Below are 25,941 nucleotides of genomic sequence, written 5' to 3'. Positions count from 1 at the left end.
TTGCTTATCTTCAAAAATAAAAGCATGTTCCTGCGTCGTATAATGTTTTTGCAGCTGGCCTGTATCTGTTTTACAGCGCTCCGGGCGCAACAGTTCGGTGGCAACAGGCCTGGAATAAAATGGATGCAGATCAATTCCGATACGGCGCGTATCATCTTCCCGGAACAGGCGGCCGGAAAAGCGCAGCGTATCGCTTCCGTGGTGCATGAACTGCAGAAAAACCATACTTCGGGGATCGGCAGCACGCTGCGCAAGATCAATATTGTGCTGCAGAACAAAACCCAGGTCTCGAATGGTTTTGTGGCACTCGCTCCTTACCGGAGTGAATTTTACATGGCGCCGGTACAGAATGCATTTGAACTGGGTGCGGTTGATCCGCAGGTGAGCCTTTCCGTACACGAATTCAGGCACGCACAGCAATATGGTAATTTCAGGGAAGGGTTGTCGCGGGTCGCTTCCTTCGTTTTTGGCGAAGAAGGACAGGCTGTAGCCAATGCAGCAGCGGTGCCCGACTGGTTTTTTGAAGGGGATGCCGTGTTCAATGAAACTTCTTTTACAGGGCAGGGCAGGGGAACACTGCCCCTTTTCTTTGCGGGTTACCGTTCTCTGATGGAGTCGGGCTATAGTTATAATTACATGAAACTGCGCAACGGCTCCTATAAGAATTATGTGCCCGATCATTACAATCTCGGTTACCTGCTGGTAGCTTATGGCCGCAACCGTTTCGGAAATGATATCTGGAAATCTGTTACTGCGGATGCAGTCCGGTTCAAACCTCTTTTTTATCCTTTCCAGGGTGCTGTTAAACGACATACGGGGTTACCGTTTGATCGCTTCGTGAATGAAGCCCTCGGCTATTACCGGCAACAATGGGAAAAGGAAAAAACACCGGCACCTGACTGGCTCACGCCTGCAGACCGGAATAAGGTAATCAATTATAATTATCCCTATATAACGAAAGACGGATCGCTGATCGTGCTGAAAAGCGGCTATGACCGGATCCCTGCCTGGTACCGTATTGGCTCAGACAGGAAAGAGCAGCGCATTGCAGTAAGAGGCATCGCAGTGGATAATTATTATTCCTACAATAACGAACGCATGGCATACTGCACCTGGAAACCCGATCTCCGCTGGGGGAATACAGATCATAACCAGGTAAACATTTATGATATAAAAAATGACCGCCGTATAAAAGTGGGTAATCCCGGCGCGTATTTCTCCCCTGATATCTCACATGCAGGTGATAAAATAGTGGCAGCGCAAAGTGGTTCCGATTCGGCCAGCCTCGTACTGATAGAGGTAAAGGACGGGATACCCGAAACCATCATAAAAGGGGAAGGCCAGGTCTTTTCATACCCTAAATTTTCTGCGAACGACCGGGCTGTTTACTGGATAACGAGGAACGGACAGGGAGCGATGGCACTCAGAAAAACACAACTGGGTTCGGGAAAGGAAGAAACACTGCTTCCGTTCAGTAACCGCATCATCGGCTTCCTGCAAGTGCAGGGCGATACCCTGGTATTTACAACCACGTATAAAGGCAGGGATGAGATCTGGGCGCTGATAGACCGCCAGCCTGCGGAAGGCCCTTTCAGGATGGCATCTTATTCGGCAGGCTTATACCAGGGCACGGTTACCGGTAACCGTGTAGTGGCTTCTGCCTTTACTGCCGATGGCTACCGGCTCGCAGGCATCCCTGCATTATGGGAGAGGGTCGTGTTTGAAGATGAACTGTCGGCAGCTTATGTGCCTGCGGCCTATAACCGGTCGTTGCATCATTTATTCGATACGGCAGTTTTCCCGGAAAGAACGGTGATGCCTTATAAAAAAGGATATAACCTGCTGAACCTGCACAGCTGGCGGCCTTACTACGATCATCCCGAATATTCTTTTACTGTTTATGGTGAAAATGTACTGAATACCTTCCGTTCGGAACTGGCATATATCTATAACAGCAACGAACAAAGTCATGCAGCTTCCTATACCGGTATTTACGGCGGAACTTTCCTGCAGCCGCTTTTCGGAGTGAGGCATACCTGGCAGCGGAGCGGACTTGCGGCCACATCACCCACAGCAACATCGCTGGTGAACTGGAATGAACTGACAGCTTATGCAGGTCTGCGGTTGCCATTGAATCTTACGGCCAATAAACGCTTCAGTAATCTCACGCTGCAGGCAACACTGAATACGGAGCAGCAGCGCTGGACCGGTGTGGCAAAAACAATTTTCCGCAATGCAGATTTCAACTACCTCGAAACAAGACTGCAGTATAGCAGCCAGGTGCAGCAGGCCGTGCAGCATATATACCCGCGCTGGGGTCATGCGCTCGGATTGCAATACCGTTCCATCATCAGTAAATACGAAGCCAGGCAGGCCATGGCAACAGCAGCGGTATACCTGCCGGGAATGATGCCGGGTCATAGTCTGGTGATTACCGGAGCGGTACAGGGCAGGGATACGATGCAGCAATATTATTTCGATAACAATTTCCCTTTTTCGCGTGGATACCGGGGGATAGATTTCCCGAGAAGCTGGAAGCTGGGAATAAACTATCATTTTACACTGGCTTACCCGGATGCAGGCTTCGGGCAGATCGTTTATATAAAGCGGATCCGTGCAAATGCATTTTATGATTATACCGAAGGGAAAAGCCTGCGAACGGGGATTGTTTACCCGTTCGGAACGGCAGGCGGGGAATTGTACCTGGATACACGCTGGTGGAACCAGCAGCCGGTTACTTTCGGATTGCGTTACAGCAGGCTGCTGAACAGGGAATACGTAGGGGTTACCCGGCCCGACGTCTGGGAATTTATCCTGCCCGTAACCTTGTTCAGGTGATCAGGGGTAAATAAATGATTGATTTCATGTATATTTGCACCCGGAAAACAGGCTTTTTAAGCAGTTTTCCACATTTTTCAGTTTTTTTTACACGAAATTTTCATATTTCGGTTGCATTTTAATATCTTTGCAGCCCCAAAAATCGTATGTCAAAACAACCACTGATTAAACAAGATGGCGTAATACTGGAAGCTCTGAGCAATGCTATGTTCAGGGTGAAGTTGGAAAACGGCCACGAAATACTGGCAACCATCTCAGGTAAAATGAGGATGCACTATATCAGGATTTTGCCTGGTGATAAAGTGGGAGTAGAGATGAGTCCATACGATCTGAGCAGGGGAAGGATCATATTCAGGTACAAATAATTAAATGCCGGGTGGAGACACCTGGCGGGAAAGCGCAAAAAACAACGCAATGAAAGTCAGAGCTTCTATCAAAAAACGTAGTGCAGATTGCAAGATCGTGAAGAGGAAGGGGAAGTTGTATGTAATCAACAAGAAAAACCCTCGTTATAAGCAACGTCAGGGGTAATTATCCGTTGATCGCATGGGATGATGCGTTCAGCTCATTTAAAAGTTTAAAATTTTAATTTAATATGGCTCGTATTGCCGGTATTGACTTACCAAAGAACAAAAGAGGCGAGATTGGTCTGACCTACATTTTTGGTATCGGTCGCTCAACTGCTCAGTATATTTTAACCAAAGCTGGTATTGATTTCGATAAGAAAGTAAACCAGTGGAATGATGACGAGCAGACTGCTATCCGTAACATCATCAATGCAGAATTCAAGGTTGAGGGTGCGCTGCGTAGTGAGGTTTCTATGAATATCAAGCGTCTGCTGGATATCGCCTGCTACCGTGGTCTCCGTCACCGTAAAGGTCTGCCGGTTCGTGGTCAGCGTACTAAAACCAACAGCCGTACAAGGAAAGGTAAGCGTAAGACAGTTGCCGGTAAGAAGAAGGCAGCTAAGAAATAATAATTGAGTCGTGAGTATCATAAGGTGCTCACGACTTCTTTATAAAATCCGGTTCAGCTTGGATCTCCCGATATGATCGGGAAGGAGAGTGAAGCGGTTCCCGAGCTGATCGGGATTTTTCATTGTTAAACCATTCCCGTAGAGCCGGGATGATTACCTCAAAAAGCAAACATGGCAAAACCACAAAAAGCGCAGAACAGTGCAAAAGCTGCTGCCAAGAAAAGGATCGTAAAAGTAGATGCAGCCGGTGAAGTGCGTATCTCAGCAACATTCAACAACATCATTATCAGCTTTACCAATAAGTCTGGCCAGGTTATCAGCTGGAGCAGCGCAGGTAAAATGGGCTTCAGGGGTTCTAAAAAGAACACTCCGTATGCAGCTCAGATGGCAGCGGCAGATGCAGCAAAAGTTGCACTGGAAGCTGGCCTGAAACGTGTTGACGTATTCGTGAAAGGCCCGGGTGCCGGCCGCGAAGGTGCGATCCGTTCTATCGCTCAGTCTGGCGTTGAAGTAACTTCTATCAAAGACGTTACTCCTTTACCGCACAACGGCTGTCGTCCTCCTAAACAACGTAGGGTTTAATCGTTGAAACAGCCTTAACCGGCAACTTCAGCATTATTATAATCAAGGATGCATCATTGATTTTAGATTTTTAGGATGATGCATCGACACTAAAAAATCGCAAAACAAAACAAATGGCACGTTACACAGGTCCCAAGACCAAAATCTCAAGAATCTTCGGTGAGCCGATCTTAGGCAATGGCAAATGGCTCGGAAAGAACAGCAACCCTCCCGGTCAGCACGGAGCGGCACGTAAGCGTAAAACACTGGGTGAATACGCACTGCAGTTAAGAGAGAAACAAAAAGCAAAATATACTTACGGATTGCTGGAGCGCCAGTTCCGTAAAACCTTTGAAGAAGCGCAGCGTCTGAAAGGTGTAACCGGTGAAAACCTGATCAAATTACTGGAAGCGCGTCTGGACAATACAGTATTCCGTATGGGACTTACTGCAAGCCGTCCTGAAGCAAGGCAGCTGGTAAGCCACAAACATATCACTGTGAACGGTGAAGTAATGAACGTACCTTCTTACTCCTGCAAACCAGGTGATGTGATCGCTTACAAGGCGAAAAGCGCTGATAATTCTTCAGTAACCAGCAAGAGCCGCGGAAAAAATCCTAAATTCAGCTGGTTAGACTGGAATGAAGGTGACAAAAAAGGCACATTCATTACATACCCTGAGCGTGAAAGCGTTCCTGAGAACATCAAGGAGCAGCTGATCGTTGAGTTGTACTCTAAATAATCGTGGAACGTAAGCCGGTAGCAGTATAAGCTGTTGCCGGTTTGCGGATTACGAAAACCCATTATCCCGGAGCCGGAAGGTAAAGGGCAACAAACCCGTAAAAAACAAGTTTTAATATGGCCATATTAAGCTTTCAGAAGCCTGACAAGATCGTTTTACAAAAAGCAACAGATTTTGAAGGACAATTTGAATTCCGCCCTCTCGAGCCAGGCTACGGTCTGACCATCGGAAACGCTCTTCGCAGGGTGTTACTGAGCTCTCTGGAAGGTTTTGCTATCGTTGGTATCAAAATCGAAGGTGTAGACCACGAGTTTGCTACTATGAAAGGTGTAACAGAAGATGTTACCGAAATCATCCTCAACCTGAAGCAGGTGCGTTTCAAGAAGCATGTAGAGCACGATGTAGCCAACGAAAAGATCGCTTTATCCATTAAAGGCCGTTCTGAATTCACTGCCGGTATGATCGGTGAGCTGTCTCAGAACTTCCAGGTAATGAATCCTGAACTGGTGATCTGCACCATGGATCCTACCGCTAAAATGGATATCGAACTGACCATCTCCAAAGGACGTGGCTATGTTCCGGCTGAAGAGAACAAGATCAAAGATGCTCCTTTCGGATACATCGCAATCGATTCTATCCATACCCCGATCAAGAACGTGAAATACGGTATCGAGAACTATCGTGTGGAACAAAGGACCGATTACGAGAAACTGATCCTGGATGTGGCTACAGATGGTACCATCCATCCTGAAGATGCTGTTAAACAGGCTTCACGTATCCTGATCCAGCACCTGATGATCATCACAGACGAGAATATCACTTTCGATAACAAAGAAGATAAGAAAGAAGATGTTGTTGATGAGCATGTACTGCAACTGCGTAAAGTATTGAAAACACCACTGGAAGACCTCGATCTTTCCGTACGTGCCTTCAACTGCCTGAAAGCAGCCAAAATCAACAGCCTGAGCGAACTGGTTCAGTACGAGCAGGAAGACCTGATGAAATTCAGGAACTTCGGTCAGAAATCACTCTCTGAAATTGAGCAGGTGCTTACTGAAAGAGGTCTGAGCTTCGGCATGGATCTGAACAAACTCGGTCTGGATAACCTGGACAACTAAACAAACCACCTGCCGTATTATAAACAGCAGGTTTATTCCTAAAATATCTTGCAATTCCTGACACGGTGCAAGATCTAAAACAAACAAGTCATGCGTCACGGAGACAAAATCAACAACCTGGGTCGTAAGAAAGCGCACAGGGAAGCCCTGCTCGCCAACCTGGCCAGCCAGCTGATCACACACAAACGTATCGTAACTACTTTGGCAAAAGCTAAAGCACTGCGTACCTACGTTGAGCCGCTGATCACCAAAACCAAGAAAAGCGACGACAAGGAAACCATTATGCACCAGCACAGGGTAGTATTCAGCTATCTGCAGGACAAAAGCGCTGTAAAGGAACTCTTTACCGTGATCGGTCCTAAAGTAGCCGGCCGTCCAGGTGGTTACACCCGTATCCTGAAACTCGGCATTCGTCCGGGTGATAACGCAGAGAAAGCCATGATCGAACTGGTTGATTTCAACGAGATCTATGGTAAAACTGTTGCGAAAGCAGAAGAGCCGGCTAAGAAAACACGTCGTAGCCGTGCTAAGAAAACTGAAGTTGCTGCTGAAGAAGCACAGGTGGTTGCTGAAACCCCTGCTGCAGAAGCTCCTGCAACCGAAGAAAAGACTGCTGAATAATCAGAGGATAACAGCTCTTTATATTAAAAGGCAAGACTTTTCGGTCTTGCCTTTTTTTAAGCGTACCCTGGAAAAAAATATACCGTTTTTTGAAAAGGATGAACTTTTTTTGCATCGTAAAACAGAATAATTAGCAATGCCCCACACAAAACAACCCGCTGTTCTGGTATTGGCCGATGGTCATGTTTTTTACGGCCAGGCTTTTGGAAAAACCGGAACAACAACCGGAGAGATCTGCTTCAATACCGGTATGACCGGTTATCAGGAAGTTTTTACTGATCCGAGCTACACTGGTCAGATACTGATCATGAACAATGTGCATATCGGTAACTATGGTGTCAAAGACAGTGATGTTGAAAGCAACACCGTTAAGATCCGCGGATTGATCGCCCGTAACCTGGAAGAGCAATTCAGCCGGATTCAGGCTAATGGTGATGTGGACAATTACCTCAAAGCCAACAATATCGTTGCTATCGAGGGTGTGGATACCCGCGCACTGGTTGCACATATCCGTACCAAAGGTGCCATGAACTGTATTATCTCATCCGAGATCACAGATGTTGAACAACTGAAGGCCGAACTGGCCAAAGTACCCGATATGGATGGTCTCGAGCTCTCCAGCACCGTTAGCACTACCGAAGAATACGAACTGGGCGATGCCGCTGCTGAACTTAAAGTTGCAGTGCTCGATCTCGGGGTTAAGAAACATATCCTGGAATGCCTGGTTCAGCGCGGTGCACACGTACGTGTGCACCCTGCCAAAACCCCGCTCAGCCGCCTGAAGGAATTCAACCCGGATGGTTATTTCATCTCCAACGGCCCCGGCGATCCGGCTGCCATGGATTATGCGATCACTACAGTGAAAGATATCCTGGAAGAAAATAAACCTGTATTCGGAATCTGTCTCGGTCACCAGTTGCTGGCACTCGCCAATAATATTCCTACATTTAAAATGCACCACGGTCACAGGGGACTGAACCACCCTGTTAAAAACATCATCACCGGCCAATGCGAGATCACTACGCAGAACCACGGTTTTGGTGTAGATCCTGAAGCGGTACGCAAGCATCCGGATGTGGAGATCACGCATGTGAACCTGAACGACGAGTCTATCGAAGGTATCAGGCTGAAGCATAAACCTGCTTTCAGCGTACAATACCACCCGGAAAGCACACCAGGTCCGCACGACAGCCGTTACCTGTTCGACAACTTTGTAAGCATGATCAGGGAACACAAACAATAGCCCTGGTTTTGAATCTCATACAGAGCCGCAGGATAGCATCCCGCGGCTCTTTTTTTTATTGTATTTTCGGGTAATGAAAATCGCGATCATCAACGGACCCAACCTTAACCTGCTGGGAACCAGGGAAACACATATATACGGTAACAGCAGTTTCGATCAATACCTGGAACGGTTGCGTACCTTGTTCCCGGAGATCACATTTCATTATTTCCAGAGCAATATAGAAGGAGAACTGATCGATGAGCTGCAGCGGACAGGCTATGATTTCGACGGGATCGTACTGAACCCGGCCGGTTATACCCATACATCCGTAGCTATCGGCGATGCGATCGCTGCCATCAAAGCGCCGGTGATAGAAGTTCACATCAGCAATGTGCATGCAAGGGAAGAGTTCCGCAGGCTGTCTCATGTGTCGGGCAAGGCAGCAGGGAGCATCATCGGACTGGGGCTGAAAGGTTATGAGCTGGCCATCAGGGCATTAACAGATCAAAAAGACTAAGGTCTCCGCACCAATATCATGAACAGGCAATATTCAAAAATGGTCTGGTGGCTGATCGGTATCAGCGCGCTGGTTAAGCTGATCGCTTCATCCCTGCTTGAACTGGGGAATGATGAAGTGTATTACTGGACCTATGCGCTTCAGCCCGACTGGAATCATTTCGATCATCCGCCCATGGTAGGCTGGCTGATCCGCGTTACTACGTTCAACCTGCATTGGGTAAGTGAAGTTTCATTGCGCCTCGGCGCTGTTCTCTGTGCCGCCCTGTCTACCCGCATCATCTTCAAACTGGGTAAATTACTGGCAGGAGCCAGACTGGGCTGGTATGCGGCTTTACTGTACACCTGCTGCGTATATACAGGCTTTATATCAGGATTGTTCATTCTCCCGGATTCACCACAGATGCTTTTCTGGACAGCCGCACTGTACCTGATGGCACATCTGTTCATTAAGAATGCCGATCAGAAAACGAGTGTATGGATCCTGCTCGGACTGATGATCGGTCTTGCTGCATTGTGTAAAGTACATGCACTGTTCCTCTGGGCCGGCTTCGGATTATTCCTGCTTATAACGAACAGCCGGTGGCTGCTCAACTGGCGCTTCTATATTGGTGTGCTGGTTACCGCAATTTGTATTATCCCCATCGTTTACTGGAATATTGAAAATGATTTCATCACCTATCGCTTCCATTCGGAAAGGGTAACACATACTTCGCTGCAATGGGATATGCTGGGCCGTGAGATCGGTGGCGAATTTGCTTACCAGAACCCGGTGGTTTTCATACTGACCGGCATTGCTTTATTTGCATTACTCACCAGGCGTATTCGTTTCGGTACCAAAAAGGTGAAAACCTGGCTGCTCTGCATGAGTATTCCGATGATCCTGCTTTTCTGGACTGTGGCGCTGTTCAATCCTACATTACCACACTGGAGCGGGCCGGGATATATTCCTTTGTTTTTCGTTGCTGCACTGTTTCTGGAACAGCGTTCCCGGCAGGTATTCCCCGTTGCGCTTACGGTAGCCTTTACGCTGGTGCTGGTTACGCTGATTAGCGGTATCGGTATGATCAGGCTGGCACCGGTTAATTTCGGAAGCCATGAGAAACAGAATTACGGCGAATATTGTCCAACACTCGATATGAGTGGCTGGAAAACATTCAGCGCCGATTTCAGTGCATTGGTGCAGAAAGATATTGCTGCCGGGAACATGAAAGCGAATTCACCCATCATCACAGACAAATGGTTTCCAGGCGGGCACCTGGAATTTTATACCTCAAGGGCCTCGGGGTTACGTTTATTAGGCGTAGGACAGTTGCAGGACCTGCACAAATTCGCCTGGCTGAACAAAGTACGAACACCGTTATTACAGGGTGATGATGCTTATGTCATCGTTCCATCCAACCTGCCTTTCGATCCTGCAGCAGCGTACGGTAAATATTTCACGAAGATCGAAGCCCCGGTTGTGATCAACCAAATGAGAAGTGGTGGTATTGTCCGTTACTTCTATGTCTACAGGATGAAGCAGTGTAAAATAGTGCCGCCTGCTGTTATGTAAATCTGATGTAAGATCATTTAGATGCCGGCTTCGCAGTATCTGCCGGGGATTTGAAGATGATATCATTTTCCTTCCTGCCAAACAGGCTCTCAAAATCCCTGCGGTAGGAGATACTCGCGCCCTGCCTGTTACGACGGCCATAAGCAGCCCCTGAAGTAATATCAAGACTGTTTTTACTGAAAATGATAGCGCGCAGCTTTCTGTCTTTCGACAGGATGATCTCGATATTCAGATCAGGCAGCCATTGGAAATTACCGTTCTGCACCGCAGATGTATTGCCGAGGTTGAAATCGAAATCGCCGCCGAAGGTTACGATCACATTGTTATTAAAGAAACTTTTACCCAGTTTGAAATTGACGCGCGATCTGTCGAGACGATTGGAATTTGCACTGATACCCGCATTCGGATCTATCACACTGGCACTACTGTAAACCGTTGTACCCAGGTCGAAACGGAGGCTTTTGTCGCCCGTTAATTTATACAGCACATTCGAGAATACCTTGTTCACTTCCTTGGTAAGGATCTGTGATAATGTGTTAACCCCGATCGTTGTAAGTGAATATGGGTTGGTGCCTGTTGTACCCGCGCGCTCGCCTACCGGGTAGAACGAACCTACGGCAATAAGAAATGCTACCTGTTTCAGCATTTCATTCTGATCGCGTTCTATCCTTGACACATATTTGTCGAACTCGCTGTCTGTTTTCGCCGGGCTGCCCTGCGGGAAATCGAGTTTGAACGTGATATCCGGCTTCAGCAGTTTATCCCTGAGCTGTACCACTACATATACATCGCCACGGTATGCTTTTACGGCGCCGCTGAAGGTATTATCTCCGATGAGATCGCTGAGGCTTACGCGTTCGGCCGTGTACTGCGCATCGATGTGCACATCGGCATTCATCGGGTCGCCGGTCCATTCTATATAATTACCCGCATCGGGAAGCAGCGCAAACGGCTTCCGTACAAGGCCCTGCAGGTTGAAATCATAATTACCACGTTCGATATTGTATCGGCCTCGGATCGATAAGGGGTCTGTTGTACCTGCTTTGATCCGCAGCCTGCCGCTGCCGGTTGCCTTGATCACATCGCCCGCAAGATCATCCAGGATCACATCGATATCGGTCTGGTTGGTGGCTGTAATGTCAAGATCCACGGAAAGGTTGAAGTCGCTTTTTTTACTCACTTCCACCATTTCAGTTCCGTATTGTTTGAACACGATAAAGTCTGCCGTACCGCTTTCCCTGCTCACACCGTTTGGAATGAATATATGCGAGCTGTCGTTCGATTCTGCAACAATGGTCATTTTAGCGGCTGTCTCCGGCCCTTTAAGGCTCAGTGTGGCTTTACCGATCGCTTTTCCGTAGAACTGCTGGTTGTCTTTCAGTTTGGTATCGATCAGCAGGAGCTTAGGTGTTGAAAGGTCGAAGTCGAAGGCCATGTTCTTAAAGCCCTTTTCGAACAGCTTGCCTTTCACCGTTCCGGTGTTTTTATACCGGTCTTTGATCGTGAACTCACCGAAGTTGATACCATCTTCTTCAAACCGGATATCCGCGGAATCGATGGTATAATACACCTGTGTGTAATTCACTTTCATACCTGCCTGCCGCAATTTCACACGGCCTGCAAGTACCGGTGCTGAAGGATTTCCGCTGATGCTGAGTTTTCCGGTTGCCTGTCCTTTGAGTTCGGTGAACAGATCGCCCAGGAACATGTGCAGGATGTCGATCCGGGTATTGGCAAGATCGATATCCGTCTGCAATGGCTGGTTGATGCTGTCTTTCAGGTTATACGAACCTTTGGCCGCAAAGCGATATGCCGGGTTGTTGGATCGTATATCCCAGGGGATGATGCCCGTTTTGCTGTCGTAACCCGAGATCACGGTAACCAGCCCGATCGAATCATTGTTCATCCGGAACTGCTCCACATTCAGTTTTGCATCTGCCCTGAATTGTCCGAAGAAATCACTGAGTACTACTGTTCCGCCCGCTACGCCTTCGAAATGAGGGTCTTTGATAAAGAGCGAAGTGATATCGCCCAGGATCACATTCTTCAGTTTGGCTACCAGGTTGCTGGTATTGCCGCCGTCTTCCTCTTCCGTTACCACTGAAATCTCCTGGAAGCCCTGCACGAATTTGATATTGCGGGCGCTTACAAAATGTGTTCTTACGATGATCTCGCCTTCTTTTTCAATATTCCATTTCTTATCATTCAGCACAAATGAAGAAGGACGGAACTGTATGCGTACGCCGTCTTCCAGCGTGTATACGTCGGCATAGAGGTCCGCATCATTCAATGTATTGTCTGCACTGGTCTTTATCGATACAATGGAATGATCATCTTTTGAAATGATGTTCAGCTTGGTATTCGGGAAACGCATACTGTCGCCCAGCTGTATACTGCTGATCTCGCCGTTGAGCGACAGCGTATCCATATTGCCTGCACCTTTCAGTTCTATACCATTTACCGTATAAGTATCGAACCTGCCATATGGTACCAGCATCCGTATTTTCAGTTCGTTCCTGCGTGTATCCACGGAGCCTTCAATAGATGCATCATTGAACCCGCTTAACTTTTTACTGAGCACTTTCAGGTATGGTTCAATATAATTGGTGGTTACCGATATATTGAACTGCTGATTCACTGGCGTGTTCTGCGGCGGTTTTACATAAGTTGGGAAATAATGATTCAGGAATGCCTGAAAGCTCGCCGGCAGTTCAAGGATACTGAAACTGCCATAGATCGCCGCATTGAAATCATTACTCGCAAGGCGCAGGTATTTTACACTGTCTGCATAATTGGATGTGAGCGATAATGAGTCGAAGCTGATCTGTGTATCATCCCTTTTTACATTCGCACTCAGGAATTTCGCCGTGCCGAGGAAGTTATCGATGTTGCTGCCGGTAAAGTTAACGTCGATCAGGCCCGACAGGTGGATCGGGTCTTTCGCGAACTTCAGTTCCTGCATGTTCAGCTCAACAAGATCGCCCAGCATGTTGAAGCTCGGCTGGTCTTTGGAAAGATCGATCTGAACAGAACTGGTGAAATTCAGGTTCGGATCGTTGATCTTCACTTCACCGCTGAAATATTTACGCTGGAAGGTTCCGTCGGTGGTAATGTTCTTATAGGTGTACCCGTTAAAATCGAGCGAAGATATATCTCCGTTCAGCGATGTTTTCAGCTTCTCTAATGTAAAGCTGGAGCCCGTTACTTTTCCTTTGAAGTCTACCAGGCCGAGCTGTGTATTGTTCAGGAATTTGCCAATGTTGAAGCGCGTGGTCTCTATAAAACCGGTATAGGCCGGTTCGCCTCTTCGCGGCAGCTGCATGCTGATATTGGTTCGCAGCCCGCCTAACTGTGAGCTCAGAACACCTGCTGCGGTGAAGTTATTGATCGTACCGTTGAAATTACCGCGGTAAAGCAGGTTGCCCAGCGCTGCAAAATTTGGCTGGGTGAGATCTTTGAGCATCGGTACAAATATCGCGAGGTCTTTGCTGTTGGTCTGTATGGTGCCGTTGTTGAAACTGATCTTTGTTGTGTTGATATCCGGCAACCCTTTCATAGCCAGCGAACCATAAATATGTGTTGTGCTCCCGCTTCTTGCAGAAAAATTACTGATGTTGAAATTATCTACCGTGCCGTTAAACTTCCCGCTGAGTATAAGCTCACGGTTCCAGTCTTTCAGCTCGGGTGCGAAGTAGGCGATATCATCGGTATGGACCCGCGACTCTTTAAAGTTCGCCTCCATCACCACATTGGTAATGTACTCGCCGAAGTCTTCGTTGAAATCTTTGAACTTCATGGCATAATAATTACCCAGCCTGCTGCGGTTGGTCTGCAGGTCGAGCGCAGCCAGTTCCATGATCTGCGGGGTGAGCCTGAAGTCTGTCTTCAGCTTTTTCACTTCCAGCCCGCAACGGTCTTTTACAGAGAGGTTGATCTTAGCCCTTAAGGTATCTTTGATAAAAGCGATATTGGAAAGGGTCCCGGTAAGTTTGGTAAGCTGTATATGCGCGCCATCGAAATGTTTTACCGGTACATCTTCGTCCGAATCAAGGAAGAGGCTTCCGTTGGTGATCTTCAGGCTGGCGAGCTTCATGATCATGTCACCTTCGTTGAAATACATGCCGGTATCCGGCAGCGCTGCTGTTTTTCTTTTCAGTGAATCAGGGCGCAATGGTGTTAAGCCCTGTATGGAGAGGTACGGTTTATCGAGTGCGAGATCGTTGAGCAGGAATATGCTTCTTTTCAGGTCTATCGTTTCTGCATCAAGCAGCATGCTGCCTGCCCGGGCTTCCATACGTTCCCCGCGCCAGCGGTCGTTGCTGATGAAACGTACATTTTTAAGATCCAGTTTTTTCAGGTTCAGTTCTATACCGCCGCCACTGCTTTTTTTCTTTGGTGATGGGGAAGGAGAAGCGAAGTAATCTGCAATGAACTGGTAGTTCCATACTGAATCGCTGCGCTGAAGTTTAATAACGGCATCTTCAAGACCGATGTATTTCAATACGGCTTTGTCGCGCAGGAAGAACCAGTCTGTGATACGGACTTTTAACTGGCCGGCATAAAGGATCGTGTCTTTCTGCTTATCGCGAACCAGCGTTCCTTCCATGTTCAGCCTGTTGAAAACGGAGAGGCTCACTTTGCGGATACTGACTTCCGTGCCCAGTCCCTTCGACAGCTTTCTGGTTGCTATACCCACAAGCCAGTTCTGCACCAGTTCTGTCTGTATGGCAATAAATACCAGCAGAATAAGGGCAATGATAACGAGCAGGGTGCGGCGTAGTATTTTTAAAAAGCGCTTCAGGACGGGTTTGGTTTATTTTACTTACATAACAAAAATAGGTATTCGTTCTTTGAAGGCAAATTCAATACCAAACTTCATACCGCTGCCGGTCAGGGCTGTTTGATCTCGCCCTTTTTTACTTTTTCCAGGTATTCGAGGCTGCCGCCTTTCGGAATGCTGAGCGCAACCCAGCGGTCGCTGCGTAGGGCTTTCCCGATCTGTACGATCTGGCCTACATGGTAGGGATAATGCGCCAGCTGCCGCAATATGGCATCATAAACATATAACGGCTCTGTACGGATAGTCACAGTTTTGGTCAGATCTTCCGGTGTGAGGCTCTCGAGTGTTTCGAGCAGCTTGTCCCAGCCTTCATTCCATAAACGGAGTATTTCTTCTTTGCTGCGCAGTGCTGCATCAAATTCTTCATCGCGTTTGCGCCATTCCTTTTCGCCGTCTTCCGTGAGGAAATTGGTCCAGCGGCTAAGCATATTGCCGTGCATATGCTGTATGATCATGGCGATGCTGTTGGCCTGTTCCGACTGCTGCACAAGCAGGTCCTGCTCATCCAGCTGGTTCAGTGTTCTTTCGCCCAGGTCCCTGTAATTGCGGAAACGTTTGATCGTGTCTTTCAGAAATCCCTGTCCTAACTCCATTGTTTACTATTTACTGTTAAAAACCAGCAACCGAATCATCGCCGCGTTTATCGGCTACTGCTTCCCGTTTGCCATTCAGTATCCTGATCCCTTCCGTGCGGCCGATGCCTCCTCTTTCTTTCAGTTTATAACCCATTGCTTCCAGCTGTTTTTTCGTTTCAGCAGAAAAGTCTTTTTCCACGCTTACCTCATCCGGGAACCACTGGTGGTGGAATTTGGGTTTATTGATCGCATCATCGAGGTTCATGTTAAAATCGATCAGGTTTACCAGTGCCTGGTACACCGATGTGGGAATGGTTGTACCGCCCGGCGTGCCGATGGTGAGGTATGGTTTATTGCCTTTCAGTACCAGGGTTGGCGTCATGCAGCTGAGCATTCGCTTGCCCGGTGCGATGGCATTGGCTTCGCCGCCGAGTGCGCCGTACATATTGGGTACGCCTGGTTTGGCGCTGAAATCATCCATTTCGTTATTCATGAGGAATCCTGCACCACCTACTACGGTTTTGCTGCCATAACCTCCGTTGAGCGTAGTGGTTACCGCTACCATATTTCCTTCTGCATCCATGGTGCTGAGGTGTGTGGTCTCTTCACTTTGCGGGATCTGCCCTGCTTTCACATTGGCGCTTACACCTGCTTTATCCGGATCATAATCTGCCATACGCTGTTTCAGGTATGCATCGCTGGTTAACGTTGCCACCGGTACTTTCCAGAAATCAGGATCGCCCTGGTGCTCGGCCCTGTCGGCATAAGCGCGGCGTTCTGCCTCGATCATCAGCTGCACCGATTTTACTGTCTGGAACTGGTATTCTGAAACGGGGAATGATTCGATCATTTTCATCATCTGCGCCAGCAGGATACCTCCGCTGCTGGGTGGTGCAAAGCTGATGATATGGTGACCACGGTAATTGAACTCGATCGGTTCTCTCAGTTTGGCCGTATAATTTTTCAGGTCTTCTTCCGTGATGATGCCCTTGCCACGCTGCATTTCCTCAACGATCAGCCTGGCGGTTTCGCCCTGGTAGAAACCTTTGGCACCGTCTTTCTGCATCCTTTTCAGGGTTGCGGCCAGTTCCGGCTGCACCAGTGTATCGCCGGCTTTCCACTTGCCTTCTTTGGTAAAAGCAGTAGGGCGCGTACTGTATTTCAGGAAAGACTCACGGGCTGAGTTCAGTCCGGATGCTTCACGTGCGGAGATCACATAACCTTTTTCCGCCAGGTCGATGGCGGGCTGCACCAGTTGGGTAAAAGGAAGTTTGGCATAAGGTAAGGTGGCAAAAAGCCCGGCTACCGTTCCGGGGATACCGGAAGCGAGATGACCGTTCTGGGAGAGATTCAGCTGGGCATTGCCGTTCCTGTCAAGGTACATGTCCCTGGAAGCCGCAGCAGGAGCTGCTTCACGGTAATCGAGACCTACGATCTCGCCGTCTTTTTTCCTTCCAACCAGGAAACCTCCGCCGCCGATATTACCGGCTTCAGGGTATACAACTGCAAGTGCAAGCTGCGTGGCAATGGCTGCATCAAATGCATTGCCCCCTCTTTTCATAATGGCAGCGCCCACCTGACTGGCAAGCGGATGCGCGCTGGATACCGCTGCTTTACTGAACGTACCTTTTTTTACAATCGTGTACTTGTAAGGATCTACCGCTTTACCGGCTCCAACGATCTGGGCCTGTAATGCCTGGCAAAGGACCAGGGCTGCCACCCATATGACAAGAGTCTTTTTCATAGGTGAAAATTAATTGCTTTTTACAAGAATCGGCACAATGATTTATAAAAGGCTGTGTAAAAAAAATGCTCGAATTATAACAGCGCTACTTTCATTCTTTGTTACATTCACGCCTTATATGATTTATATGAAAAAAATACTTACTGCATTTTTGTTCCTGGCAGCTGTAAAAATGGTTGCTGCACAAACCCTGCAGAGTCCGGAACAGTTCCTCGGTTATAAAGTGGGAAGCAAATACACAAGGCATTACCGCATTGTAGATTATTTCAGATCAGTAGCGCAGGCAAAACCGGCCATGGTGAAGCTTGAGAAATACGGCGAAACCAATGAAGGCCGGGAACTGATGATGGCTTTCATCTCTTCCCCCGAAAATATACAGCAGCTGGATGCCATCCGTAAGAATAACCTTGCAATGGCCGGTCTCGGCGATAAAACAGCCGCCATGCGTGACGCACCTGTGATCGTATGGCTCAGTTACAACGTGCATGGTAATGAACCTTCTTCTTCGGAAGCGGCGATGCTTACATTATATGCATTAACGGACCCGAATAACCAGCAGGCGAAAGAATGGCTGCGGAATACAGTGGTAGTAATAGATCCCTGTATCAATCCCGATGGCCGCGACCGTTATGTGAACTGGTTCAATTCAATGGTAGGAACGCATTTCAATGCAGATCCGGCCTCCCGCGAACATTCAGAACCATGGCCGGGCGGCAGAAGCAACCATTATAATTTTGACCTGAACCGCGACTGGGCCTGGCAGACACAGATAGAGACCAGGCAACGGCTGAAAGTATACAACCAGTGGCTCCCACAGGTACATGTGGATTTCCATGAGCAGGGCTATAACGCACCTTATTATTTTGCTCCTGCCGCAGAACCCTTCCACGATGTGATCACCCCCTGGCAGCGCGATTTCCAGGTAATGATCGGGAAGAACAATGCAAAGTATTTTGATACCAATGGCTGGCTCTATTTCACTAAAGAAAATTTTGATCTGCTGTATCCTTCTTACGGCGATACATATCCTATTTACAATGGTGCTATCGGCATGACCTTCGAGCAGGGCGGACATAGCCGCGGAGGTCTTGCAGTAGCAACCTCTTCGGGCGATACACTCACACTTACAGATCGTGCAACGCATCACTATACAACAGGTCTTTCAACCATCGAAACGGCTTCCGCCAACAGGGAAAAACTCATCAGTGAATTCAGGAAATTCTTTGATGACGGCCGGAATGGTAAAGTAGGAGAATATAAAACATATGTGCTTACCGATAAAGACCCCAATAAACTCCGTGCGGTAGCACAATTGCTGGCACAGAATGGCATTGCATATGGTAATGTAAGCGAAAAGAATTTCAGGGGACTCAATTATGTAACCGGCAAAGACGAGGCTTACGCGGATGAAGGCTACAACCTTGCTGTAAGTGCCTACCAGCCACATGGTGTAATGGTAAAAGTATTGATGGAACCTAAAACCATGGTAGCGGATTCCAATACGTATGATATTACTGCATGGAGTGTTCCTTATGCTTATGGTGTGAAAGCCTATGCACTGAAAGAAAAACTCGATGTAAGCAGTTCATGGAAGGATAACAGCATTGTCACGGATGTAAACGCATCTTATGGTATGCTGATCCCTTATACATCTTTTAACGGATCCCGCTTGCTGGCGCAGCTGCTGAAAAACGGTGTGAAAGTCCGTTTCGCGGAAAAACCATTTACCTATAAAGGAAAAACATATAACCGTGGTACGCTCATCGTGATCAAAACCAACAATGCCGGAAACTGGAGCGCAGTTGTAAATGCCGCCTGCCGCCAGTTCAATATACAGGCGGATATTGTTGAAACAGGTATGATGGATAAAGGTGCGGATTTCGGATCGCCGGATACAAGGCTCATCGCGAACGCACCGAAGATCGCAGTATTCACAGGCGAGCAGGCATCATCGCTGGGGGCAGGTGAAGTATGGCATTTCTTCGATAAAGTGATCGATTATCCTGTGAGCATGATCAACGCTGCAGATGCAGGCCGTATAAACCTGAAAAATTATGATGTGCTGGTGATCCCCGATGGTTATTACAGATCGCTCAGCGAAAAATCCATTTCCGACAAACTGAAGGATTTCGTAAGAAGCGGCGGAAAGATCGTTGCACTGGAAGGCGCGGTATCTGCACTGGCTTCGGGCGACTGGGGTATTAAAGTAAAAGAAGATAAAAGTGATGATAAAGGGGAATATGCAAATGTGAAGAAATATGGCGACAGGAATACTTCTTCGCTGAGCGGATCTATACCAGGCGCTATTTATAAGATGGAACTGGATAACACACATCCACTTGCATTCGGTTATCCCGATTATTATTTCACCCTGAAACAGGATGCAACCCTGTTTGAATTCATGAAAGACGGCTGGAATGTGGGCGTAATGAAAAAAGACGCTTACGTAACTGGTTTCGCCGGTGTTAAGATCCGCAGCAAACTGAAAGACGGAATGCTCTTCGGTGTGCAGGATATGGGAAGCGGCAACGTGGTTTACCTGGCCGAAAACCCGCTGTTCAGAAGTTTCTGGGAAAACGGCAAAATGTTATTCGCAAATGCAGTGTTCCTTGTAGGTCAGTAATGATCAATTTATAATGAGGTGCGGTAGGGTGTTAACCATTCATACCGCACCTCTTTGTTTTTAGAAATGCTTCCCTAATTTCGTTTCTACCAAAAGAACCGGGTATCATGACCAGATCTTCAGTAAAATTCAGGATAAGAACAGTAATATTAAGCGGTGCGATGTTGTTGTCGCTCTTGTCGGTAGCACAACAGTCCCGGATAAGGAACAGCGCGGACATCTACATGCAGATGAAAAAGCTCAATGTATTGGGAACGGTACTGTATGTTGCCGCACATCCGGATGATGAGAACAACACTTTATTACCTTACCTCGCCAAAGAACGTCTTTACAGAACTGCCTACCTGAGTCTTACAAGAGGAGAAGGTGGTCAGAACCTGATCGGGCCTGAGCAGGGTGTGGAATTAGGACTGATCCGCACACAGGAGCTGCTGGCAGCGAGGGCTATGGACGGAAGCGAACAATATTTCACCCGGGCTTATGAATTCGGGTTCAGTAAAAGCTCAAAAGAAGCTTTGACGTTATGGAACCACGATGATGTATTGAGTGATGTAGTGCTGGCCATACGCAAACTCCAGCCCGATGTAATTGTTGCCCGTTTCCCGCCCGATGCAAGGGCAGGCCACGGACACCATGCCGCATCAGCGATCATTGCAGCCGAAGCTTATAAAGCAGCTGCAGACAGCACAAAATTCCCGGAGCAGCTGCGCGTGATGCGATTAAAACCCTGGAAAGCCAAAAGACTGGTATGGAACAGTTTTAACTTCAGCGGCGCCGATGCAGCACCCACAGCCGGGCAGGTAAAAATGGATGTAAGCGCCTACAATCCTTTCCTGGGCGAAAGCTACGGCGAACTTGGCGCAGAAGCCCGTACCATGCACAAAAGCCAGGGCGAAGGCCGGCCGAGACGCAGGGGAAAACTGTATGAATTCTTTACGCATGTAGACGGCGACAGTGCAGCAACAGACCTGATGGATGGCGTGGTAACAAACTGGTCTAAGATCGAAGGCGGGGAAAAAATAGCGCAGCTGATCAGTTCAATGATTGCGGGCTATAGAATAGATAAACCGGAAGCCTCGGTTCCTGCCCTTGTGGAATTGTACAAACAGGTACGGCAGCTGCCCGAAACTACCTGGCAAAAACAAAAATTGCAGGAGCTCGCCCGGCTGATACAGGATTGTGCAGGGCTTTATGCCGAAGCGGTAACAACGCAGGCGACAGTGCTCGAACTCGATAGTGTTAAAGTAAATGTACAGCTCGTAAAAAGGAATGATGTAAAAGCAACGATCAAAAGCATCCAGTTTAGCGATCCGCGCCGGCAACTGACGCCAGGGCAGGAGATGGAAACCGGTAAAGCATACGGTTATGAATTCATAGCGCCTGTAGGAAGAGCGTCCAGCCAGCCATACTGGTTGTTCCAGAAACGTATAGAGAATATGTACAATGTTCCGGTAATGAACTTTATCGGTGATTCCTGGAGCGCACCTGTTCTTACTGCAACGATGAAAGTGGAAATAGAAGGTCTTGCACTGACCATTACAGAACCTGTAAATTATAAGTATACCGATCCTACCAGGGGTGAACTCTTTCAGCCGCTTGCGGTAGCGCCGCGTGTATCCATGTATCTCAGCCCGGCCGTATTGCTGCTGAATGTAAAAGACGATAAGAACAAACAGCGTGCAGACTCCATGCTCCATATCGTATACAATTCAAACTTTACCGCTAAGCAAATTCCTTTTACAGCCTATATACGCCAGGATTCCGTGCGTACGGTTTTCCGCGACGAACCACGCGATTTTGAAAAAGGTAAACAGTATGTGATCGATGTGCCCGCAAGCACTTATTACAACCCGAAAGGAAAGATCAATTACCTGGAAGCGAGCCTGTCTGCAAAGGTGGGAGGAAAGGATATGGTGTTCAGCGATTTCTTCAAGAAGATCTCATACCCGCATATACCTGATATGTATTATGCTTTCAGGGATAATATCAAAGTGATCGACAGCGAAATAAAAGTGAAAGGCTCGAAAGTGGGTTATGTTGCCGGTTCCGGCGATGTGATCCCTGAATCGCTGAAACAGCTCGGGTTTGATGTGAAGATCCTCACAGATGCAGACATTACCGATGACAACCTGAAACAATTCGATGCCATCGTAACCGGTGTAAGGGCTTATAACATGAACGAATTCCTCACCAACAAATACGACGTGATGATGCGGTATGTAGAGAATGGCGGGAACCTCGTTGTGCAATATAACCGCAACCTGATGGTGGGTGCAGTGCCCGCACGTATCGGTCCTTATCCTTTTAACATCAATTCATCATTGCGTGTAACGGAAGAAGAAGCGGAAGTGAAATTCCTGCTGCCGGGGCATACGCTATTGAATTATCCGAATAAAATCACACAGGAAGATTTCCGCGACTGGATCCAGGAAAGAAGTACTTACCAGGCAGACCAGGCAGACAGCAGGTACCAGGCGCCACTCGGCATGCACGACAGCAACGAGAACGAGAGCACAGGCAGCCTGATTACCGCGCCATATGGAAAAGGTAATTTTGCTTACGTGAGCCTGGTATTGTTCAGACAGCTGCCGGCGGGCAATCCGGGAGCATTCCGTTTACTGGCAAACCTTGTGGCAATGCCTAAAAACAAATAAGTATGCAACCGAGAAAAAGAATAGGAGTAGTGACCTTGCTGCTGATAGGATTGGGGCTTGGCTATCTGATCAAAAATGTAAAAATAGGGCTGATCATCGGCCTCGGACTGGGGCTGCTTGCCGGCGGATTACTGAGTTCACGTAAATAAAACAACCGTAGTGGAAAAACCTGTTAAAACACCGCTTTTCTCATCCTGGCGAGGCTGGTACGTGTTTGTGATCGCAGTACTGGTGCTGCTGGTAATATTTTTCGCATGGTTCACTAAATATTTCTCATGAGCAGCATCGATTGGATTGTACTGGTAGTAACACTGGCAGGTATCATTGCTTACGGTCTTTATAAAAGCCGTACCTCAAAGAACCTGGAAGGATATTTCCTGAGCAACAGGAGTATGCCCTGGTACCTCGTACTGCTGAGTATTATGGGAACGCAGGCGAGTGCGGTTACTTTCTTATCGGCACCCGGACAGGCATTTACAGACGGAATGCGTTTCGTGCAATACTATTTCGGCTTACCACTTGCGATGGTGGTGCTGTGTATCACGTTTGTACCATTGTTCAACCGGCTGAAACTATTCACGGCATATGAGTTCCTGGAACAGCGCTTCGATCTTAAAACGAGAACATTCACTTCATTTCTTTTCCTTCTGTCGAGAGGCTTGTCAACCGGTATCAGCATCTACGCACCATCAATCATTCTTTCGTCGCTGATGGGCTGGGATATTTTCTGGACCAATCTTGTCATGGGCGGAGTACTGATCATTTATACCGTAACCGGAGGTGCAAGAGCCGTGGCTTATACACAGCAACTGCAGCTGGTGATCATTTTCACGGGTATGCTGATCGCCGGATACCTCATCGTACACTATCTGCCTGAAGGGGTAGGTTTTACCGACGCCTTGAAAGTAAGCGGCGCTTCAGGTAAACTGAATGTGATCACAACAGGGATCTCGGAAAAAGGATTCGACTGGAAAGACAGGTATAACCTGATCAGTGGCGTGATCGGAGGTTTCTTTCTTGCATTGTCCTATTTCGGAACAGACCAGTCGCAGGTGGGCCGCTACCTCACTGCAAAAGATACAACAGAAAGCCGGTTAGGCCTATTGATGAACGGGCTTGTAAAAGTTCCGATGCAATTCTTTATCCTGCTGCTCGGTGCATTGCTGTTCACTTTTTACCAGTTCAACCCGGCACCGGTATTCTTTAACAAGGCCGTAGAAGAAAGGGCCATGCAAACGCCTTACAGGGATTCGTTACAGGTGTTGAAGAATAAATTCGATTATCATCAGGCCATCCAGCAGCAATGGAGCCGTGATTATACGATCGGGAAACGCGAAGAACTGAAAGACAGCATAGGTAAAGGCGCGGCAGCTATCAGTAAAGTACAGCAGGAATACAGGGCAGTACTGAAGAAAGCGGTTCCCGGCGCGGATAACAACGATACCAATTATATTTTCCTCCGGTTTGTGGTGGATTTTCTGCCCACCGGCCTGATCGGATTACTGATCGCCATCATATTCCTCGCAGCATGGGGTTCCATCGCAGCAGCATTGAACTCACTGGCTTCCTGTACCATGGTAGATTTTCATCTCAGGCTGGGAAGTAAAAAAGGAGCGGAGACCGGTATCAAAACAGACGCAGAATGCAGGCGTGAATACCGGCTCTCAAAATATTACACCCTTGCCTGGGGGGTGTTCTGTGTAATGACAGCAGAGCTGGCCAGTGGTATGGGCAGCCTGATAGAAGCTGTAAACGTATTGGGTTCCTTATTCTACGGTGTGATACTCGGGATATTCCTGGTTGCATTTTATATGAAAAAAGTACAGTCCGCTGCCGTTTTCACTGCTGCCATTGTCGGCGAGATCCTTGTGATCGCAGCGTTCATCATGGACAAATACAATATCATCGGGCTCGGTTTTCTCTGGCTGAATGTATTGGGCGCGGTTGCCGTGGTGCTGCTCGCCTGGGTACTGCAGCAATTCCCTTTTATGCAGAAAACTAAAACCGCTCCGGTCGTGTAATTACGTATTTTCGGTCTATGACAGAACCTTTCCCGGTTGCAGATTGGGTGCAGGCAGCCAATCTCTATGAAGTAAATCTGCGGCAATACACACCTGAAGGAACATTCAATGCCTTCGCTTCGCATTTACCCCGGTTGAAAGATATGGGCGTTGAAATCCTCTGGCTTATGCCGGTAACACCTGTCAGCATCAAAGGGCGACAGGGTAGCCTGGGCAGCTATTATGCCTGCAGCAGTTATACAGATGTAAATCCGGAATTCGGCACCCTTGATGAACTGAAAGAACTCGTTGCCGCCGCACACCGGCATAGGATGAGAGTGATCATCGACTGGGTGGCCAATCATACCGGCCAGGATCATCACTGGACAATCGAGCATCCCGAATGGTATCTCAAAGATGATGCAGGGAATTTCACGGAAAAGAACGGCTGGAAAGATGTGATCGATCTTGATTTTACCGCACCGGGTTTACGCGATGCAATGGTCGGTGCGATGAAATTCTGGATCGAAACCTGTAATATAGACGGATTCCGCTGCGATATGGCGCATCTTGTACCGCTCGATTTCTGGCGTGAAGCCAGGATTGAATGCGATAGCCTTAAATCGCTCTGCTGGCTGGCTGAATGCGAACAGGTCGATTATCATGAGGTTTTCGATATCACTTATGCCTGGTGGTGGATGCATGTTACGGAGCAATACAGGGCAGGCGAAGCAAAACTGGATCTGATCCGGGATGTACTGCATGCCTATTCAGAATATCCCGCAGCTGCATTGAAATTATTCTTTACGTCTAACCACGATGAGAACAGCTGGAACGGTACCGAGTACGAAAAATACGGCGATACCGCAAAAGCCTGGGCCGTGTTTGCTTTAACATGGGAGCGAAGCCTGCCTTTGTTGTACAGCGGCCAGGAATTACCCAATTATAAAAGATTATTATTCTTTGATAAAGACCCGGTCAACTGGTCGGCACCGGTAACATTGCATGACTTCTATAAAACATTATACACACTGCGCCGCACCAATAAAGCGATCGGTGCTGGAGAAACAATATTACTGCCTGCTGCAGACAATAATGAACTGATGATTTACCTCAGGCGTTATGAGCATGAAGTAGTGCTGGTATTACTCAATGTTTCTGCAAAAGACCGCATTAGCTGTGAACTGTCGCACGAATATCTTACAGGAAACTTCCGCAATCTCTTTTCAGGACTCCGGTTCAGTTTCAATGGAAATCCCTCTTTTGAATTACAGGCAGGCGAATATTTTGTGTATGTGAAAGAATAGTGGTCCTGTCAATAAATCATAAAAAAAGCGGTTGTAGTTGTACAACCG

At 47.8% G+C, this 25,941-nt stretch carries 19 protein-coding genes; 16 read left to right on the top strand and 3 right to left on the bottom strand.

Annotated features, from left to right (window positions below; genetic code table 11):
- Positions 1 to 24: 24 nt before the first annotated feature.
- The 11 genes from B5D42_RS14150 to B5D42_RS14100 all read left to right on the top strand — a co-directional run bounded on the left by B5D42_RS14150 (position 25) and on the right by B5D42_RS14100 (position 10,150).
- Positions 25 to 2,838 carry a TolB-like translocation protein gene (locus B5D42_RS14150; protein WP_139367171.1) on the top strand — a complete coding sequence of 938 codons (2,814 nt, stop codon included), beginning with the start codon at positions 25 to 27 and terminating at the stop codon, positions 2,836 to 2,838.
- 146 nt (positions 2,839 to 2,984) lie between these two features.
- Positions 2,985 to 3,203, top strand: a complete 219-nt coding sequence (infA, locus tag B5D42_RS14145; RefSeq protein WP_026752042.1) for a translation initiation factor IF-1 — start codon at positions 2,985 to 2,987, stop codon at positions 3,201 to 3,203.
- A gap of 4 nt (positions 3,204 to 3,207) precedes the next feature.
- Positions 3,208 to 3,369, top strand: coding sequence for a type B 50S ribosomal protein L36 (gene ykgO, locus B5D42_RS14140; RefSeq protein WP_441295785.1), 162 nt, complete (start codon positions 3,208 to 3,210; stop codon positions 3,367 to 3,369).
- A 64-nt stretch (positions 3,370 to 3,433) separates the two neighbouring features.
- Complete coding sequence (rpsM, locus tag B5D42_RS14135) at positions 3,434 to 3,814, top strand: 30S ribosomal protein S13 (protein WP_078832172.1); 381 nt, start codon at positions 3,434 to 3,436, stop codon at positions 3,812 to 3,814.
- A gap of 171 nt (positions 3,815 to 3,985) precedes the next feature.
- Entirely contained in the window at positions 3,986 to 4,396 is a 411-nt protein-coding gene (rpsK, locus tag B5D42_RS14130; protein ID WP_078832171.1) for a 30S ribosomal protein S11, read from the top strand.
- A gap of 113 nt (positions 4,397 to 4,509) precedes the next feature.
- Complete coding sequence (gene rpsD, locus B5D42_RS14125; RefSeq protein ID WP_078832170.1) at positions 4,510 to 5,115, top strand: 30S ribosomal protein S4; 606 nt, start codon at positions 4,510 to 4,512, stop codon at positions 5,113 to 5,115.
- Positions 5,116 to 5,231: 116 nt separating this feature from the next.
- Positions 5,232 to 6,233, top strand: a complete 1,002-nt coding sequence (locus tag B5D42_RS14120; RefSeq protein ID WP_078832169.1) for a DNA-directed RNA polymerase subunit alpha — start codon at positions 5,232 to 5,234, stop codon at positions 6,231 to 6,233.
- 90 nt (positions 6,234 to 6,323) lie between these two features.
- Positions 6,324 to 6,854 (top strand): 50S ribosomal protein L17, encoded by a 531-nt coding sequence (gene rplQ / locus B5D42_RS14115; RefSeq protein ID WP_078832168.1) that lies wholly within the window; start codon positions 6,324 to 6,326, stop codon positions 6,852 to 6,854.
- Positions 6,855 to 6,990: 136 nt separating this feature from the next.
- A complete protein-coding gene (gene carA, locus B5D42_RS14110) occupies positions 6,991 to 8,097 on the top strand; it encodes a glutamine-hydrolyzing carbamoyl-phosphate synthase small subunit (protein ID WP_078832167.1) in 1,107 nt (368 codons plus the stop codon).
- 73 nt (positions 8,098 to 8,170) lie between these two features.
- The gene (aroQ, locus tag B5D42_RS14105) at positions 8,171 to 8,596 is read left to right on the top strand and encodes a type II 3-dehydroquinate dehydratase (RefSeq protein WP_078832166.1); all 426 of its coding nucleotides are present in this window, start codon (positions 8,171 to 8,173) and stop codon (positions 8,594 to 8,596) included.
- A gap of 18 nt (positions 8,597 to 8,614) precedes the next feature.
- The gene (locus B5D42_RS14100) at positions 8,615 to 10,150 is read left to right on the top strand and encodes a glycosyltransferase family 39 protein (protein ID WP_078832165.1); all 1,536 of its coding nucleotides are present in this window, start codon (positions 8,615 to 8,617) and stop codon (positions 10,148 to 10,150) included.
- Between the two features lie 13 nt (positions 10,151 to 10,163).
- On the opposite strand, the gene B5D42_RS14095 is transcribed toward B5D42_RS14100, so the two are convergent.
- From B5D42_RS14095 to ggt, 3 genes are all read right to left on the bottom strand, one after another.
- A complete protein-coding gene (locus tag B5D42_RS14095) occupies positions 10,164 to 14,861 on the bottom strand; it encodes a translocation/assembly module TamB domain-containing protein (RefSeq protein WP_078832164.1) in 4,698 nt (1,565 codons plus the stop codon).
- A gap of 179 nt (positions 14,862 to 15,040) precedes the next feature.
- Positions 15,041 to 15,583 (bottom strand): DUF1572 family protein, encoded by a 543-nt coding sequence (locus B5D42_RS14090; RefSeq protein WP_078832163.1) that lies wholly within the window; start codon positions 15,581 to 15,583, stop codon positions 15,041 to 15,043.
- A gap of 16 nt (positions 15,584 to 15,599) precedes the next feature.
- Positions 15,600 to 17,309 (bottom strand): gamma-glutamyltransferase, encoded by a 1,710-nt coding sequence (gene ggt / locus B5D42_RS14085; protein WP_078832162.1) that lies wholly within the window; start codon positions 17,307 to 17,309, stop codon positions 15,600 to 15,602.
- Positions 17,310 to 17,436: 127 nt separating this feature from the next.
- On the opposite strand from ggt, the gene B5D42_RS14080 reads away from it, so the two are divergent.
- From B5D42_RS14080 to B5D42_RS14060, 5 genes are all read left to right on the top strand, one after another.
- Positions 17,437 to 19,932: a M14 family metallopeptidase gene (locus tag B5D42_RS14080; RefSeq protein ID WP_078832250.1), complete on the top strand. Its 2,496-nt coding sequence runs from the start codon at positions 17,437 to 17,439 to the stop codon at positions 19,930 to 19,932.
- Positions 19,933 to 20,039: 107 nt separating this feature from the next.
- A complete protein-coding gene (locus B5D42_RS14075; protein ID WP_139367170.1) occupies positions 20,040 to 22,586 on the top strand; it encodes a PIG-L family deacetylase in 2,547 nt (848 codons plus the stop codon).
- A gap of 2 nt (positions 22,587 to 22,588) precedes the next feature.
- On the top strand, positions 22,589 to 22,735 hold the full coding sequence (locus B5D42_RS14070) for a glycine zipper family protein (protein WP_139367169.1): 147 nt from the start codon (positions 22,589 to 22,591) through the stop codon (positions 22,733 to 22,735).
- Between the two features lie 126 nt (positions 22,736 to 22,861).
- A complete protein-coding gene (locus B5D42_RS14065) occupies positions 22,862 to 24,607 on the top strand; it encodes a sodium:solute symporter family protein (protein ID WP_078832161.1) in 1,746 nt (581 codons plus the stop codon).
- A gap of 17 nt (positions 24,608 to 24,624) precedes the next feature.
- A complete protein-coding gene (locus B5D42_RS14060) occupies positions 24,625 to 25,893 on the top strand; it encodes an alpha-amylase family glycosyl hydrolase (protein WP_078832160.1) in 1,269 nt (422 codons plus the stop codon).
- Positions 25,894 to 25,941: the final 48 nt, after the last annotated feature.

It is taken from the genome of Sediminibacterium ginsengisoli (assembly GCF_900167075.1).
Lineage (GTDB): Bacteria > Bacteroidota > Bacteroidia > Chitinophagales > Chitinophagaceae > Sediminibacterium > Sediminibacterium ginsengisoli.
The sequence above is the reverse complement of the archived record's forward strand: the minus strand, read 5'-3'. Positions and strand labels throughout refer to the sequence as shown.

What these genes read in the sequence shown, in the direction of transcription:
- B5D42_RS14150 (WP_139367171.1), top strand. Translation starts at nt 25, where the DNA reads ATGTTCCTGCGTCGTATAATGTTTTTGCAGCTGGCCTGTATCTGTTTT.
- infA (WP_026752042.1), top strand. Translation starts at nt 2,985, where the DNA reads ATGTCAAAACAACCACTGATTAAACAAGATGGCGTAATACTGGAAGCT.
- ykgO (WP_441295785.1), top strand. Translation starts at nt 3,208, where the DNA reads ATGCCGGGTGGAGACACCTGGCGGGAAAGCGCAAAAAACAACGCAATG.
- rpsM (WP_078832172.1), top strand. Translation starts at nt 3,434, where the DNA reads ATGGCTCGTATTGCCGGTATTGACTTACCAAAGAACAAAAGAGGCGAG.
- rpsK (WP_078832171.1), top strand. Translation starts at nt 3,986, where the DNA reads ATGGCAAAACCACAAAAAGCGCAGAACAGTGCAAAAGCTGCTGCCAAG.
- rpsD (WP_078832170.1), top strand. Translation starts at nt 4,510, where the DNA reads ATGGCACGTTACACAGGTCCCAAGACCAAAATCTCAAGAATCTTCGGT.
- B5D42_RS14120 (WP_078832169.1), top strand. Translation starts at nt 5,232, where the DNA reads ATGGCCATATTAAGCTTTCAGAAGCCTGACAAGATCGTTTTACAAAAA.
- rplQ (WP_078832168.1), top strand. Translation starts at nt 6,324, where the DNA reads ATGCGTCACGGAGACAAAATCAACAACCTGGGTCGTAAGAAAGCGCAC.
- carA (WP_078832167.1), top strand. Translation starts at nt 6,991, where the DNA reads ATGCCCCACACAAAACAACCCGCTGTTCTGGTATTGGCCGATGGTCAT.
- aroQ (WP_078832166.1), top strand. Translation starts at nt 8,171, where the DNA reads ATGAAAATCGCGATCATCAACGGACCCAACCTTAACCTGCTGGGAACC.
- B5D42_RS14100 (WP_078832165.1), top strand. Translation starts at nt 8,615, where the DNA reads ATGAACAGGCAATATTCAAAAATGGTCTGGTGGCTGATCGGTATCAGC.
- B5D42_RS14090 (WP_078832163.1), bottom strand. Translation starts at nt 15,583, where the DNA reads ATGGAGTTAGGACAGGGATTTCTGAAAGACACGATCAAACGTTTCCGC.
- ggt (WP_078832162.1), bottom strand. Translation starts at nt 17,309, where the DNA reads ATGAAAAAGACTCTTGTCATATGGGTGGCAGCCCTGGTCCTTTGCCAG.
- B5D42_RS14080 (WP_078832250.1), top strand. Translation starts at nt 17,437, where the DNA reads ATGAAAAAAATACTTACTGCATTTTTGTTCCTGGCAGCTGTAAAAATG.
- B5D42_RS14075 (WP_139367170.1), top strand. Translation starts at nt 20,040, where the DNA reads ATGACCAGATCTTCAGTAAAATTCAGGATAAGAACAGTAATATTAAGC.
- B5D42_RS14070 (WP_139367169.1), top strand. Translation starts at nt 22,589, where the DNA reads ATGCAACCGAGAAAAAGAATAGGAGTAGTGACCTTGCTGCTGATAGGA.
- B5D42_RS14065 (WP_078832161.1), top strand. Translation starts at nt 22,862, where the DNA reads ATGAGCAGCATCGATTGGATTGTACTGGTAGTAACACTGGCAGGTATC.
- B5D42_RS14060 (WP_078832160.1), top strand. Translation starts at nt 24,625, where the DNA reads ATGACAGAACCTTTCCCGGTTGCAGATTGGGTGCAGGCAGCCAATCTC.